A 16,694-nucleotide genomic window follows, 5' to 3' on the forward strand; every position below is an offset into this window, starting at 1 on the left:
GAAGTCCCGAACAATTTTTTTTCAATAATAAAGGAACAAATGGAGTCATATTTTAATTGGGTCAACAGGTAAAAAATGAGTAAAATTACTCATTGACAATAGTGCTTTTAGCTTAACTTGTGAGTAATGACCTTATACCATTTTTCTAAAGATATGGTATAGATGAAGTTTTAGCCCCCCCAAAGCATCGGGGGGGGTTGGGGGGGTAATGTCTAGCGCTACTTTATGAAATTGGTATTACTTATTGTGGTAAATCGATCCGACACTATCTGAGAATTCAGTCGATTTTAGATTGAATAATTTTAGTCAACGTAGGGTGCGTCGCCAAGAACAACTCTCGCCCCGCAACTAAAATTAAACGAGTGACGCACCCTACAACTGATAACTTAAGTAAATCGTATTGTGCTATAACGGTTTTCAAGCGTGGTGAGGTATGCCCAATGCCCTGCGCGGGCCAATGCCCAATGCCCTGCGCGGGCCAATGCCCAATGCCCAATCCCGGATAGTACCTCATATGAGAGCTCGAAAGACTATATAACTTAGCAATGAGTTTTAACTCTATTTTTTAGCCTTTAGCCAATAAACAATTAACTCTCCTTTACCTTTAACCGCGATCGCGCCTCTTTCCTCCAATACATACCGCTCTTTTAACTGCTCGCAAACAGCAGAAGTCACTTGAATATATCCCGGTAATCCTTGACATTCCATGCGAGAAGCAACATTAACAGTATCTCCCCACAAGTCATAAATAAATTTTTTAGTGCCAATCACCCCAGCAACTACTGGGCCTGTATTAATGCCAATCCGAATTTGGATGGGTTCGCCCGTGTCGGTTTTAAAATCTGCGATCGCATCCTGCATATCCAACGCCATATTTGCGATCGCCCCTACATGATCTGCCATCGGCACAGGTAAACCCCCCGCCACCATATAAGCATCCCCAATTGTTTTAATTTTTTCCAAACCGTGTTTTTCAGTTAGTTCGTCAAACTTTGAAAAAATTTTATTGAGAAACCTTACCAATTCTAGCGGTGAAATGCTGGCAGCAAGAGACGTAAAATCGACAATATCTGCAAAAAGAACTGTTGCTGACTCAAACCTTTCAGCAGCAGAACCCTCGCCTTTTTTTAAATTTTCAACAATCGCAGCCGGTAAAATATTCAGCAATAAATGATCCGATTTGTTTTGAGCCAGCCGTAAAGCTAGCTCAACATTCTGCCGGTCTTTAATTTCCTTTTGCAATCGATCGACCAACTCTTGTAGTTGTTTAGTTTGGTGTTGGAGTAGTCGTTGCTGATTTTGAATTATTAATTGATTTGCCACACGTGCTAATACTTCTTTACCTTGAAAAGGTTTAGTAATATAATCAACAGCTCCCACATCAAAGGCTTTCACCTTATCTGAAGCGTCATCTAAGGCGCTTAAAAAAATCACGGGAATCGAACTGGTTTTTGGTGAAGCTTTCAAGTTTGCACACACCTCATATCCATTCATTTCTGGCATCATCACATCCAGCAGAACTAGAGTCGGCGGAAACTCCTGCACCGTCGCCAGAGCTCTTTTTCCGTTCAACGCTTTGCGAACCTGATAGCCTTGCTCCGTTAGGATTGTAGATAAAAGCCGCACGTTATCTGGTTTATCATCAACTACTAAAATGGTGGCTGGAATTGTAGGAGACTGATTGCTGTTCATGCGATCGCTAACCGTATTTTTTCAAAATCCAATATATTAAGAGTCACAGGCCTTAATGGCAGACTTCGCTAACTCAATAATATCATCAAACAGGAAATCACGTGCTAAATCAGTTAAAACCTTTGCAGAGGCAGCAAACTCTACAGGCATCCCCTCAATCAACCGAAGAATCTTATCATCGTAGCATTCATGAGCAGCATCATAGATATTATCCAGCCACTCACTAGGCATTTGAGCGAGTTGTAATCCTACGGATTCATTGCTGCCAACCCCACTCAATTCGCTTTCGTTTTCAAGATTATTATCAACAGATTCATCGTAAATATAGCGAAGTTCTAAGTATTTCTCTATGATAGCAAACAAGATTTTAGCCTCAAACGGTTTACGCATAAAATCGTCGCATCCCGCTGCTAAAATAGTTTTTCTTTCCTCTTCAAAAGCGCTAGCTGTGAGAGCGACAATCACCGTTTCTTTTCCGAGAGGATGAGATTTAATTTGTCTGGTTGCTTCATAACCATTCATTACAGGCATCTGCATATCCATCCAAATCAGGTGCGGTTGCCAATCTTCCCATACCTTAATAGCTTCTTGACCATTTTTAGCTTCTCGCACGAGGAAGCCTAGCGGTGACAATAATCTATCTATCACTAGACAATTATCCGCACGATCGTCAACCACCAAAATCCGGTACTCTGGTTGATCTGGTGCTAAACCAATGACTTTTTTATGCGGTTTAAGCATTTGAATTTCGGTGGCATCGGCAAGACCCAGTTGAATATCAAATGAAAACGTACTTCCAAAATCAGGTGTACTGCTGACAACAATATCCCCTCCCATCATTTGGACAAATTTGCGACTAATTGGTAAGCCTAGTCCGCTTCCCTGTTCGGATTTATAACCTGCTTTTGTTTGCTCGAATGGTAGAAATAACTTATTCATTTCTTCTGCAGCAATGCCGGGGCCAGTATCTTGAATTTCAAACTGAAGGTGTAAAGATACCGGGCGAATAGAATTCGCCTTTGCACAATCACAAATCGCAGGGGCAGACTTTTCACATCCCCTGTCGGCGGCTTTTCTTTCCGTGTTTTTTAACTCTACATTTTCAGTAGCCAAATTTTCTTCTACCTTGTTTTTCATTCGCAAGGTAACGCTACCCGTCTCTGTAAACTTAATGGCATTTCCGACAAGATTAATCAAAATCTGGCGCAATTTACCCTCATCTCCATTAACAAAGTACGGTACATTTTGGGCTATTTCAAATTTTAGCTGCAATCTCTTAGATTTAGCTTTCAGTCGAAACATTTCTTCTAGGGTTTCTAGCAGGCGAATTAAATTAAAACTGCTTTCATTAAGTTGAATTCTGCCTGCTTCAATTTTGGACATTTCCAAAATATCATTAATTAGCGAAAGCAAATGTTCCCCGGCGCGATTAATAATTCCTAAGTGTTGTTGGTGTTCGTTGTTTAGGGATGAATCGCGTACCATCACCTGACTAAATCCCAGAATAGCATTCAGGGGAGTACGCAATTCGTGACTCATAGAAGAAAGAAATTCACTTTTGGCGACGTTGGCGGCATCAGCCACTCTGACAGCTTTTTGCAGCGCTGCTTCTGCCAACTTGCGATCGGCAATTTCTGTTTTCGCTTGTTCAAATAGCGTACATTGCTGGATGGCAATTGCTAGCTGTACGGAAATTTGTTTGAGAGATTCTATCTCAGAAGAGTTCCACTGTTTTTGACTGCGGCAGTGATGAGCAATTAGTAAGCCCCATAAATTTTGTCCTTGCAAAATGGGAACTACGAGGTTAGCTTTAATTTGAAACTGGCTGAGTAAATTAATGTGGCACTCTGAAATAGCAGCCGTATAAATATTGTCGATCGCGCGAATGTGTCCCTGTTCGTAAACAGCAACGTAGTCTGTCCGAAAACAAGGATCGTTAATGTCAATTCCTTGAATCGGCATCACACCCATCGCTACCGATTCGACAGCTATAAATCCGCTCCAATCTGGGTTGAATCGGTAAATAACCGTCCGATCAGTTGACAAGAACTCGCGAACTTCTTCAACAGCCACTGTCAGAACTTCTTCTAGGTTAAGAGAAGAGCGAATCCGCTCTTGAATGGAATTCACCAGCCGCTCTCTTTTTAGTTGCTGTAGCAAAGCTGCTTCTGCCTGTTTGCGGTCGGTAATATCTACTCCATAACCAACACACTCCACAGGTATGCCAGCAGCATCTTTGACCAACTTAACCTCATCGTGAATCCAGCGATAACTACCATCTTTGTGCAGTTCGCGGTATTCGTAGGAAATCAATTCTTTTTGCAATATCTGAGCGAAGGCAGTATCTATAATCTCTCGATCCTCGGGGTGAACGAGGCTGTGCCAATCCAGGGAACCATCCACAAATTGTCGCGCTTCGTAGCCCATCATTGAAACAATGTTCTCGCTGACAAATGTTACGTCATAATTCCCCCCTAATTTGCAGCTAAAAATAACTGCCGGAGTAGTAGCCAACAAATATTGCAAGCGTTCGGTAACAGAGCGCAATTTTAACTCTGCTTGCTGGCGATCGCGAGCTTCCCTTTCCAAGGAAGTGTTGGTTTCTGTCAACTGTGCGGTACGCTCTTGCACTTTAATTTCTAAATCTTCATAGGCGCAGCGCAGAGCTAATTCTGCATTTTCACGCACCGCGATTTCCCGCTGTAATTTGATATTAATCTCTTCTAATTCTTGAGGACTTTTTAATGATAAAAACTGCGGAATTAGCCCGAACAGTGTTCCGGCAGTGTAGCAGGAAACGAGGCCAGTCACTCCTTTTTCAATCCCGGACAGCCAATAAGCGGAATGCCACAGCGTCCAAATGTCTATCAAGTGACCCGTACCGCAAAGAACAATAAATGTACTAAATAAAGCAAATATTCCTGAGAACGGAATGTCGCGTCGCTTCAGAATAAAATAAATCAGCATCGCCGGAATTGAATAGTAGGCGATCGCGATTAAAAAGTCGCCGGTTACGTGCAGCCACACCAAAGGCGTTTGCCACAGATAGCAGTGACCGTGCGGCATATACTGAGTTGGAGAAAAGATGTTTTTGACTATTTCCCACATGATTTTTACAGGCAAATTATATTAAGTGCAACACTCTTCTGGTTCTTGTGAGGTGGGTTTTTATAGCCAGCCCTGTCTCTAGGTTGGGGCTGGTTATAATCAACCGCCCTACAAGTTGATTTACAAAAACGGGATGAATCAACATTTACAGCTTTACCAAAACTTTTTCAGCAAAAGTTGCTGGCTGAGGTTGGGATCTTAAGGGAATTTTAATAATAAACTCAGTACCCATCCCAACCTCGGAAGTGCAGCGCAAATAACCTTCATGGCTTTGAATAATTTGATAAGAAATTGCCAAACCCAGACCTGTACCATAACCGATAGGTTTAGTCGTATAAAATGGATCGTAAATTTTAGCGATCGCCTCAGCATCTATGCCGCTGCCATTATCAGCAATGTGAATCTGCACCCACTTGCCGTCAACTACAAGCGTGCGGATGCGAATTGTTAGCCGTTTGCAATGGGCATATTGCAAGCGATCGGGTAAATTTTTCCCCCAACAGTCTTTTTTGACCGAATGCTTCTGCACCGCCATCTGTTCTAAAGCATCAATCGCATTAGAACAAATATTCATAAATACTTGGTTGAGCTGTCCGGCGTAGCATTCCAAATCTGGCAAATTTCCATAGTCTTTAATCACTTGGATAGCCGGACGGTATGGCTGTTCTTTCAGGCGGTGCTGCAAAAGCATTAAAGTGCTGTCGATACCTTCATGAATATTTACCTTTTTCATATCGGCTTCGTCTAAGCGGGAGAAGGTGCGTAAAGATTTAACGATATCTTTGATGCGCTCAGCTCCAACTTTAATCGAACTAAAAATTTTTTGCAAGTCTTCTAAAATAAAGTCGAGTTCGATGCTGTTAATCTTGTCTGCAATTTCCGGTGGAGGAGTAGGGTAATAAGCTTGATAAAACTTAATCAATCCCAAAAGCTCTTGAATGTATTCCCGGGCAGGAATCAGATTACCATAGATGAAGTTAACAGGGTTGTTGATTTCGTGAGCAATGCCAGCTACCATTTGCCCCAAAGAAGACATTTTTTCAGTTTGCACGAGTTGGGTTTGGGCATTTGTGAGTTGTTGTAGAGTGTTTTCGAGCTGCTGAGTTTGTTTTAACAGTTGAGCTTCAGAATGTCGCAATGAAGTTTCAGCCAAGGAGCGATCGCGATTTTCCTGTTGCAAAAGCTCGTTAGCAACCTTTAAAGCTTGCGTCCTTTCAATAACTCGCTTTTCCAACTCCAGCATTAATTGAGAGAGTTCTTCCTGAGCTTGCTTGCGATCGCCAATCTCATTTTGTAAAGCCAAATTTGCCGCCGCCAATCGATCGGGACTGGGGATAGCCAAGATTTTTGGGATTAGTTCCACCAGCACTGCTGCTGTGGATAGCGAAACTAGCGCCGTAATCGCTTTCAGAAAACCAGAGAACCAATAATTAGGATGCCACAGCGTCCATATTTCCATAACGTGGGTAATGCCGCAGCAGACAATAAAAGAGCCAAACAACATGAAAATCCAGTCAAAAGGCACATCTTTTCGCTTCTTGACAATATAAATCAGCGTGATGGGTATCGCAAAATAAGCGCAAGCAATCAAAGCATCAGACAAAATGTGCAGCCCCACCAATCCAGGCTTCCACAAATAGCAATGACCGTGAGGAATAAAATAGTTAGAAAACATTTTATGAACCATTTGTGTGAAATAAACTAGGTTATTTGCTAGCCAATTTTGGGAAAAGGATATTGCCGGACGATTTCCCAACCATCCTGCAACCAAAAGTAAAATTAGACTTTTGGACTGAACACTTGTGATGAGTCGATGCAGCGATTTGAAACTACTTTTAATTAAATTAACATCAATCTATTAATATAGAGCGATGTCAACTGTCACATTCTTACTTTTAGCTTCACGACGAACTGTGACACCTACATGACATTTTGGCCAATTGCTTTGGAAAAACTCAGCGCTGCTACCTGAAAGCTAACCCCGCCAGCGCCTCTTGAAATTGGGTTGCGGCACTCAGCCACCACTCATTCGATTTTAGATTTTAGATTTTAGATTTTGGATTGACCCCGCGGATCGAGGATCGGGCTTGAGGATTTGAGATTCCAGATGCTCCCGATTGATTCCACGGATCGAGCACTTGGCGGGTACCACCTTTGAAATTCGCTTGTCATACAACGGGGCTAGCACAAAATTTAACGGATGTCACGGATTTAACTCGCCAAAAATAACCCTTCTCAAAAACCTGTAGATTCGGGTTGACTCTTCATTAGTGTCACATTTAGCCGCCAGGGACTTAAGTCGCTGCTGAAGGTTTAACTTTAAATTGATGCCAACTCAGCTTTAAATTACATCACAAGTGATAATATCAACTATAAACTTACCGGCAATTGCCAATTATGACCATAGATGAGGTACTACAGCTAACTCGTGCGCGATCGCAAAAAGATTTACATCCCGTACAAGAAATCCTACTCCGCCAAGTTTGGGAAGGAAAGACTTATACAAGCATCGCATCTGCCTCTCATTACGGAGAGCATTACCTGAGAAACATCGCCTCTGGCTTGTGGCAATCTCTCTCTGAAATCTTCCACATACCTATTAGTAAATCCAATTTTCGCTCCTCTATAGAATCGCGTTCCTTAACCGCAGAGGAAGCAGAATTAATTGAAAAATTCACCCGCAGCCAATGCCTAGCAACACCTTTAGAATATCCCGGCTCTCCCGTACCCCTCGGTTCGCCATTTTATATCAATCACCCGCTAATTGAAGAACTAGCCTATCAAGAAATTGCCAAGCCAGGGAGTGTTCTGCGGATAAAAGCTCCCAGGAAGATGGGTAAAAGTTCACTTTTGCTGCGAATTTTAGACCGCGCTAATTCTCTTGGCTACCGAACTGTAAGTTTGGATTTTCAGCAAGCTGAGGAAGCGGTTTTAGACAACCTCGATAAATTTTTACGGTGGTTTTGTGCCAACATCAGCAGGCATCTAGATTTGCCACCTTTATTAGATGATTTTTGGGATGAAGATATGGGCAGCAAAGTAAGCTGTACCATTTATTTGCAGCAATATATATTAACTGAAATAAATCGCCCTTTAGTCTTAGCTTTAAATGAAGTCAATAGAATTTTTGAGTATCCCAAAATTGCCAGAGAATTCTTGCCGCTGCTGCGAAGCTGGCATGAAGAAGCAAAACGGAATAAAACCTTGGAAAAACTGCGGTTGATTGTCCTTCATTCCACAGAAATTTATATTCCTTTAAAGCTCACTGAATCACCTTTTAATGTCGGTTTGCCGCTGCAATTGCCCTATTTTACAGAAGAGCAGATACTTGCTTTAGCGCAGCGTTACGGACTCGATTGGACAGATAGCCCCGATGCCGAGCGGCTGATGGCAATGGTGGGGGGACATCCTTATCTAGTCCGGCTCGCTTTTTACCATCTCTATCAAAAGGCTGTAACGCTAGATATGCTTTTGCAAGAAGCTCCCACCATAGGAGGAATTTATAAAGATTACTTGCGGAATTTTTGGGTAACATTGCAAGCAGATACCGAACTCGCAATTGCCCTGAAACAAGTGGTAAAATCTGAGCGCGGTCTGGAATTAGAGCCAGTAGTAGCTTGCAAATTAGTGAGTATGGGGCTAATTCATATCGATAACAACCGCTGTACGCTGAGCTGCGAGTTGTACCGCCTGTATTTTGGTTCGCCAAACTTTATTTAGTGATTGCCTACCGTAAAAACCTGTGCTGCTGTTAAGTTTAAATCGGGGAACGCGAGGGATTGCACCACATCATCACCTCTATAAAACCCATTTGATATCTATTCTGCGTAAATCTCAGAAACCGGGTTTCTCTCTATATTTCTCGTCACCCAAAAACTCCAAGAATACCCGGTTTCTCGCCCCTTGCGTAAATCTCAGAAACCGGGTTTCTCTCTATATTTCTCGTCACCCAAAAACTCGTAGAAACCCGGTTTCTCGCCCCTTGCGTAAATCTCAGAAACCGGGTTTCTCTCTATATTTCTCGTCACCCAACCCAAAACTCCAAGAATACCCGGTTTCTCGCCCCTTGCGTAAATCTCAGAAACCGGGTTTCTCTCTATATTTCTCGTCACCCAAAAACTCGTAGAAACCCGGTTTCGATATCTATTCTGCGTAAATCTCAGAAACCGGGTTTCTCTCTATATTTCTCGTCACCCAAAAACTCGTAGAAACCCGGTTTCGATATCTATTCTGCGTAAATCTCAGAAACCGGGTTTCTCTCTATATTTCTCGTCACCCAACCAAAAACTCCAAGAATACCCGGTTTCTCGCCATGAGCGTAAATCTCAGAAACCAGTTTTTCTCTATATTTCTCGTCACCCAACCCAAAAACTCCAAGAATACCCGGTTTCTCGCCATGAGCGTAAATCTCAGAAACCGGGTTTCTCTCTATGTTTCTCGTCACCCAACCAAAAACTCAAAGATGTCAAATGGCTTCTATAGCAATCCTCGCATCAGTTGTGTAATTGTTGTAGGGGGAATCCCCCCGTGGTTTCGCCGATAGATAAGGGGTAGGCACGGGGGTACTACCCCTACATATTTTTCTTGAGATTGCTATATTATCAAAGCAAATGCTGTAGAAATCTGAATGTTACCGAGGGATTATAATCAAGTAGGAATGCTGACAAAAACCACACTCAAACTGCCTTTTTTTTTAGTAAATTTTCACCTTTTAACTAACTAATAGATGACATGACCGAGGTAACATACCAAATCGGCGGCAGTCTTGCCAGTGATGCCCCTACATACGTAGTGCGGCAAGCAGATGACCAACTCTATCAAGCCTTGAAAAACGGCGAGTTTTGTTACGTCCTCAACTCCCGTCAAATGGGCAAATCTTCGCTGCTGGTACGCACCTTCCATCGACTGCAAGCAGAAGGATTTCAATGCAGTACGATCGACATGACGCGCATCGGTACCGAAAATATCACGCCTTTACAGTGGTATAAAGGAATCGTTGGCGATTTGTGGCGCAGCTTCAATCTCTTAGGAAAAGTGAATTTAAAAACTTGGTGGAAAGAAGAAGAAGTTTCCTTTTTGCAAAGATTGAGCTATTTTATTGAAGACATTTTGTTAGCTAAGTTTCCTGAAGACAAAATTTTTATATTTGTCGATGAAATTGATAGCATTCTGGGATTGGATTTTGCCGTCGATGATTTTTTTGCTTTAATTAGGTATTGTTACAACCAAAGAGCCATCAATCCCGAATACAACCGGATTACCTTCGCCATTTTCGGAGTAGCCACACCCAGCGATTTAATCGCCGATAAAAATCGAACTCCTTTTAATATCGGACGAGCGATCGATTTGCAGGGATTTCAATTGGAGGAAGCACAGCCACTAGCGAAAGGATTAAAAAATGTAATAACCAATCCGCCAGCAGTTATCAAAGAAATCATAGCTTGGACTGGAGGACAGCCATTTTTAACTCAAAAAATATGTGAATTGGTGGTAAGAACTGCTAGAGAATCCCGCAGCGGCGATTTAAAAATACCACCGGGAACAGAGGGATTTTTTGTGGAATCGTTGGTGCGGGATAAAATCATCGATAAATGGGAATCGCAAGACGAGCCGGAGCATTTCAAAACTATACGCGATCGCCTCCTCCGTGACGAACAACGCGCCGGCAGATTGCTCGGCATTTACCAGCAAATATTGCAAAGCGCAGGGGCGGTGGATGGTGCGTGCGGGCCCGTCGCCTCCGATGATAGTCGCGAACAAATCGAACTTATTTTAAGTGGATTGGTAGAAAAAAAGCACAATTTTCTGCAAGTTAAAAACCGAATTTATCAAGAAGTATTCGATTTCAATTGGGTAGAAAAAAAATTAATATCTCTGCGTCCTTACTCGCAAAACTTCGATGCGTGGTTGGCGGCAAAACAACAAGATAAATCGCGGCTATTGCGCGGAAAAGCATTGATTGACGCTCAAAATTGGGCGCGAGGCAAAAGTTTAAGCGACCTAGATTATCAGTTTTTATCCCAAAGTGAAAAATTAGACCGAATCGAGGTGCAACAATCACTAGAATCAGCACGACTAACAGAAGTTGAAGCGCGACTGCTCGAACAGAAAAAAAATGCCAGACGACAAAAATACTTTATAGTGACACTGAGTATGGCATTAATCTTAGCTGTAGCATTGGGAGCGATCGCCTTTTCACAATATCATCAAGCCACTCAAAGCCAACGCAACGAAAAAATTGGTAAAATTCAAAGCATAACACGGTATTCCGAAGCCCTATTTGCCTTAGATAAGCGGTTAGATGCCTTAATAGAAGCCCTCAAAGCCCGAAAAGAACTACAACTATTAAACGGCACAGATCGCCCGACAAATGGCATGGTTGAATCGGCGCTACGTCGGGCAATTTATGGAGCAATTGAATACAACCGTTTTTCAGGCAATAGTGGTTGGATCAATGCCTTAGCCATTAGTCCTGACGATGAGATTATCGCTGTGGGGACAAGCGACGGAGACGTGCAAATTTGGCATCAAGATGGCAGATTAATTCGCACCTTCAAAGCACATATAGCACCCGTTATCGGAGTTGCCATCAGTCCCGATCGCCAGCTTATCGTTTCGGGGAGTGGAGACTTAACAATCAAACTCTGGCAGCTTAACAGTAGCACAGATAAAGCAGCACTACCTCTACACACTCTCACAGGACATAAAGCTCCAATTTACAGCGTCAAGTTTAGCCCAGATGGAGAATTAATTGTCTCAGCTTCCCAAGACAGTACGGTGAAACTTTGGCGGCGCAATGGCACGTTGTTCAAGACACTAACAGGGCATCTTGGCGTAGTCAGAAAAGCAGTTTTTAGCCCAGATGGAGAGTTAATTGCCTCCGCTTCTGAAGATAGCACGGTGAAAATCTGGCGGCGCGATGGCACTTTGTACAAAACGCTTTCACAAAATCAATCTCCAGTCTTATCCATTGCCTTTAGTCCTAATAGTAATACCATTGCTGCCGGCACTGGAGACGGTACTATTAAACTCTGGCACCGTGACGGCACTTTGTTAAGGACAATTGCCGCCCATGACGCGGGAATTCAGGCATTAGCTTTTAGCCCCGATGGAGAAACGATCGCCTCTGGTTCTGATAACCAAATACTCAAACTCTGGAACATTGACGGCACCTTACTCACCACAATCAAAGCACATAACAGCGCAATTAGCGATCTTTCATTTAGTCACAATGGCGAATATCTCGCATCGACTTCTTTTGATGGCACTGTTAAACTCTGGAAATTTAGTAACTCCTTGCTGACAATTCTGCGGAGACATACTGCTGGCATTTGGGGAGTCGCTTTAAGCAAGAATCAACAGTTAGTTGTTTCATCAAGCGGAAACGAGGTTCTTCTTTGGCACAGAGACGGTAAGTTACTGAGGCGATTTGAGGGGCCTAACTCTGCGTTTAGTGGTGTTGCCATCAGCCCCGATAGTAAAATTATTGCTGTAGCTAGTGCGGACAAAGCCGTTAAACTTTGGAGTGCTGATGGTACTTTATTGAAAACTCTCCCAGGAGGAGTGGATATGAGGAGAATCGTTTTTAGTCCTGACGGCAAAATCATTGCTTCTTCCAGTGGTGATAGAACAGTCAAACTTTGGCGGTTAGACGGAACCGAATTGACTGCTCTGAGAGGACACAAAGCTGGGGTGTGGGGGGTAGCTTTTAATCCTGACGGGGAGATTATTGCCTCAACAAGTGGAGACAAGACCGTTAAGCTTTGGCGGCTGAATGGTAAGTTAATTAAGACCCTTCAAGGTCACAGCAGTTTAGTTTTTGGTGTAGCTTTCAGCCCGGACGGAGAGGTAATTGTTTCGGCGAGTGATGACAAAACGGCTAAACTTTGGAGTCGTGATGGTAAGTTGCTACACACTCTCAAGGGACATACCTCTGGAATTTGGAGTGTGGCTTTTAGTCCTGACAATAAAACGATCGCGACAGGGGGTAGTGACGGTACGATCAAACTCTGGCAACGTGACGGTACTGAGATTACAACCCTGATGGGACATAGCGCACGGGTGGGGTCTTTAGCTTTTAGTTCTGACGGCAAAACTCTTGCTTCTGGTTCTGAGGACAAAACGGTAATTCTGTGGAATTTAGAGCGGAGTGTAGAGTTAGATCGGGTACTAGCGTCTGGTTGCGATCGCGTGCGGGATTATCTGCGAACAAATGTTGATGCGAAGGAGGAGGACAGACATTTGTGCGATCGAGTGGGCGATCGCTAAAGTCTCAAAAACCATGAACTCAAAACCATGAACAATTACCAATATCAAATCGGTGGCAGTCTCGCCAGTGATTCACCCACTTATGCCAAACGAAAAGCAGATGACCAACTCTATCAAGCCTTAAAAAACGGCGAGTTTTGTTACGTCCTCAACTCCCGTCAAATGGGCAAATCTTCGCTGCTGGTACGCACCTTCCATCGACTGCAAGCAGAAGGATTTCAATGCAGTACGATCGACATGACGCGCATCGGCACCGAAAATATCACGCCTTTACAGTGGTATAAAGGAATCGTTGGCGATTTGTGGCGCAGCTTCAATCTCTTAGGAAAAGTGAATTTAAAAACTTGGTGGCAAGAAGAAGAAGTTTCCTTTTTGCAAAGATTGAGCTATTTTATTGAAGACATTTTGTTAGCTAAGTTTCCTGAAGACAAAATTTTTATATTTGTCGATGAAATTGATAGCATTCTGGGATTGGATTTTGCCGTCGATGATTTTTTTGCTTTAATTAGGTATTGTTACAACCAAAGAGCCATCAATCCCGAATACAACCGGATTACCTTCGCCATTTTCGGAGTAGCCACACCCAGCGATTTAATCGCCGATAAAAATCGAACTCCTTTTAATATCGGACGAGCGATCGATTTGCAGGGATTTCAATTGGAGGAAGCACAGCCACTAGCGAAAGGATTAAAAAATGTAATAACCAATCCGCCAGCAGTTATCAAAGAAATCATAGCTTGGACTGGAGGACAGCCATTTTTAACTCAAAAAATATGTGAATTGGTGGTAAGAAGTGCTAGAGAATCCCGCAGCGGCGATTTAAAAATACCACCGGGAACAGAGGGATTTTTTGTGGAATCGTTGGTGCGGGATAAAATCATTGATAAATGGGAATCGCAAGACGAGCCGGAGCATTTCAAAACTATACGCGATCGCATTTTGCGAAACGAACAACGCGCAGGCAGATTGCTCGGCATTTACCAGCAAATCTTACAAGGTGTGGAAGTGCCAACAGATGACAGCCGAGAGCAAATCGAACTGCTACTATCGGGATTAGTCGAAAAAAAAGCAGGATTGCTGATAGTTAAAAACCGGATTTATCAAGAAGTATTCAACTTCTACTGGCTAGAAAAAAAATTAATATCGCTGCGTCCTTACTCCCAAGCATTCGATGCTTGGATCGCTGCCAAACAAACAGATTACTCCCGACTGTTGCGCGGACAAGCTTTGAAAGATGCTCAAAGTTGGGCGCAGGGAAAAAGTTTGAGCGATTTGGATTATCACTTTTTAGCTGCTAGCGAAGAAATAGACAGGCGAGAAGTTCAACAAGCTTTAGAAGCCGAACGCAGCAAGGAAGTGGAAGCGCGACTCAGCGTCGAGAAAAAAAATGCCAGACGGCAAAAGTGGTTTATTGCTGCACTCTCTTTGGCATTAGCGATCGCCCTCTTTCTCGGAACAGCAGCATTCTGGCAATATCGAAGAGCTACCATAAGTGAAATAGAAGCGATCGCCACATCCTCCGAAGCCCTCTTCACCTTAGAGCAAAAATTAGACAGCCTCATTGCCGCCATCAAAGCCAAGCGCAAACTGCAACAACTCGGTGGGGCAAATCCCGAACTAGAAAATCGCGTGCAATTATTACTAGAGCAGGCCGTTTATGGAGCGTCGGAGTTCAACCGCTTGTCAGGACATCAGGCGACACTGTATAGATTAGCAATCAGTCCCGACGCTGGAACCATTGCCTCTGCAAGTACAGATAACGAGGTCAAACTCTGGCAGCGAGATGGCACCCTGATTACGACTCTTCCCCACAACGGTATAGTGTGGAGGATGGCTTTTAGCCCCGACAGCAAACTCCTCGCTTGCGCCAGTGGAGAGGGCAAAGTTAAAGTTTGGCAGCAACAGGGAACGTCTTGGCAGAGCCCGAAACTCCTGCACAGCCTTGAGGGACACAGCACCGAGTTTAACGGTGTGGCGTTCAGTCCAGATGGCGAGACTTTAGCTGCATCCGGTGAGAATAACACCGTTAAACTCTGGAACAAAAACGGCAATTTATTAACCATTCTCGATCGCACCGATGCGGTGAGGAGCCTGAGCTTTAGCCCCGACGGGGAAATGCTCGTTAGCGGAAGTGCGGAGGGGACGATTCGATTGTGGAAAAAAGACGGCTTATTCTGGGACACAGTAAAGTTACTGCGAACGTTTCAAGGGCACAGCGCTGCCATTTGGGAGGTCGAGTTCAGTCCTGACGGCGAGATATTTGCCTCCGCCAGCATGGATAAGACTGTTAAACTTTGGCGCTCCCATACCCCGTCAGACGAAGAGTTACAGCCCCTGCGAATCCTTAAGGGTCACGCATCGGGCGTTGAGAGTGTAGATTTCAGTCCTGACGGTGAGATTGTCGCCACAGCCAGCGGCGATCGCACAATCAAATTTTGGAGCAAAGACGGCAAAGATATCAGAACTTTTGCAGGACATCGCGGTGCCGTATGGAATATCGATTTCAGTCGTGACGGCAAATCAATTGCTTCGCTGGGTATAGGAAATGCTGTCAAACTTTGGCAGCCAAAAAACATTTTTTTCTGGCCCCTGCTAGGTCACGACGCTGCTGTTTATAGAGCTGCTTTCGCTCCTGACGGTAAAATCGTCGCCACTGCCAGTACAGACGGCACGGTGAAACTTTGGCGCGTCGATGGGGCAGGCACGGGGGCACTGCCCCTACGGACGCTTAAGGAGGGTACAGGGGGGCTTTGGGATGTGGCATTCAGTCCTGACGGTAAACTCATTGCTTCAGGGGGCGAAAAAACAGTTAAACTCTGGCACAAGGATGGCAGATTTCTGAGAGAAATCAACGCCCACAAAGGTGTAGTTTACGGAATTGCTTGGAGTCCTGACGGTAAAATTATTGCCTCCGCAAGCTCAGACGGCACGGTAAAACTCTGGCAGCCAGACGGCGTGTTAGTGCGAGTTCTGAAGCTAGATGGCAGCGGCTTCTGGAGTGTGGCCTTTAGCCCTGATGGAAAAGCTTTAGCCGCCGTCGGTAGCAGCGGTACTCTCGCTATCTGGAAGCCCGATGGCACTTTGTTGCAGGCGATTGATGCCCATCAGGCTATGATTATGGGGGTCAGTTTCAGTCCCGATGGCAAGACAATCGCCTCAGCCAGTACAGATGGCACCGCCAAACTTTGGAAATTAGAGTCCTCAGACACCTCAGTTCCTCACAAAACAATGCTCCTGCGAACGCTTAAAGGTCACACACAGGCAGTGCAGGGAGTTTCCTTTAGCCCGGATGGTGAAATCGTTGCTACGGCAAGTCTGGATAACACGGTGAAACTCTGGAATAAAAACGGCAGGGCAGGCACGGGGGCACTGCCCCTACGGACGCTCACGGGACATAGAGGTTTGGTGACAAAAGTTTCCTTTAGTTCCGACGGCACTTTCCTTGCCTCCGCCAGCCACGACCAAACGGCGATTTTGTGGAATGTGAAGCGAATTCTCAATACAGATCCGCTGGCTTTTGGTTGCGACTGGGTGCGGGATTATTTGCGAACAAATGCTGATGTGAAGGAAGAGGACAGACATTTGTGCGACTATTTCTCCCCAGGAGTTCATAGGAGGGAATAATT

Annotated in this window: 6 protein-coding genes; 3 read left to right on the top strand and 3 right to left on the bottom strand. The window is 44.2% G+C overall.

Features of this window, described 5'->3' with window-relative positions; genetic code table 11:
• Positions 1-558 precede the first annotated feature (558 nt).
• The 3 genes from AACV78_RS19385 to AACV78_RS19395 all read right to left on the bottom strand — a co-directional run bounded on the left by AACV78_RS19385 (position 559) and on the right by AACV78_RS19395 (position 6,475).
• Complete coding sequence (locus AACV78_RS19385) at positions 559-1,692, bottom strand: adenylate/guanylate cyclase domain-containing protein (RefSeq protein WP_194012043.1); 1,134 nt, start codon at positions 1,690-1,692, stop codon at positions 559-561.
• 36 nt (positions 1,693-1,728) lie between these two features.
• The gene (locus AACV78_RS19390; RefSeq protein WP_194012042.1) at positions 1,729-4,800 is read right to left on the bottom strand and encodes an ATP-binding protein; all 3,072 of its coding nucleotides are present in this window, start codon (positions 4,798-4,800) and stop codon (positions 1,729-1,731) included.
• Positions 4,801-4,945: 145 nt separating this feature from the next.
• Positions 4,946-6,475, bottom strand: a complete 1,530-nt coding sequence (locus tag AACV78_RS19395) for a sensor histidine kinase (protein WP_228041966.1) — start codon at positions 6,473-6,475, stop codon at positions 4,946-4,948.
• Between the two features lie 722 nt (positions 6,476-7,197).
• Between AACV78_RS19395 and AACV78_RS19400 the strand changes: the two genes are divergently transcribed.
• The 3 genes from AACV78_RS19400 to AACV78_RS19410 all read left to right on the top strand — a co-directional run bounded on the left by AACV78_RS19400 (position 7,198) and on the right by AACV78_RS19410 (position 16,692).
• A complete protein-coding gene (locus tag AACV78_RS19400; RefSeq protein ID WP_194012040.1) occupies positions 7,198-8,520 on the top strand; it encodes an AAA-like domain-containing protein in 1,323 nt (440 codons plus the stop codon).
• Between the two features lie 1,011 nt (positions 8,521-9,531).
• Positions 9,532-13,068, top strand: a complete 3,537-nt coding sequence (locus tag AACV78_RS19405) for a WD40 domain-containing protein (RefSeq protein ID WP_194012038.1) — start codon at positions 9,532-9,534, stop codon at positions 13,066-13,068.
• 27 nt (positions 13,069-13,095) lie between these two features.
• Complete coding sequence (locus AACV78_RS19410) at positions 13,096-16,692, top strand: AAA-like domain-containing protein (RefSeq protein ID WP_194012037.1); 3,597 nt, start codon at positions 13,096-13,098, stop codon at positions 16,690-16,692.
• Positions 16,693-16,694 lie beyond the last annotated feature (2 nt).

It is taken from the genome of Tychonema sp. LEGE 07196 (assembly GCF_963890365.1).
Lineage (GTDB): Bacteria > Cyanobacteriota > Cyanobacteriia > Cyanobacteriales > Microcoleaceae > Microcoleus.

What these genes read in the sequence shown, in the direction of transcription:
- AACV78_RS19385 (WP_194012043.1), bottom strand. Translation starts at nt 1,692, where the DNA reads ATGAACAGCAATCAGTCTCCTACAATTCCAGCCACCATTTTAGTAGTT.
- AACV78_RS19390 (WP_194012042.1), bottom strand. Translation starts at nt 4,800, where the DNA reads ATGTGGGAAATAGTCAAAAACATCTTTTCTCCAACTCAGTATATGCCG.
- AACV78_RS19395 (WP_228041966.1), bottom strand. Translation starts at nt 6,475, where the DNA reads ATGTTTTCTAACTATTTTATTCCTCACGGTCATTGCTATTTGTGGAAG.
- AACV78_RS19400 (WP_194012040.1), top strand. Translation starts at nt 7,198, where the DNA reads ATGACCATAGATGAGGTACTACAGCTAACTCGTGCGCGATCGCAAAAA.
- AACV78_RS19405 (WP_194012038.1), top strand. Translation starts at nt 9,532, where the DNA reads ATGACCGAGGTAACATACCAAATCGGCGGCAGTCTTGCCAGTGATGCC.
- AACV78_RS19410 (WP_194012037.1), top strand. Translation starts at nt 13,096, where the DNA reads ATGAACAATTACCAATATCAAATCGGTGGCAGTCTCGCCAGTGATTCA.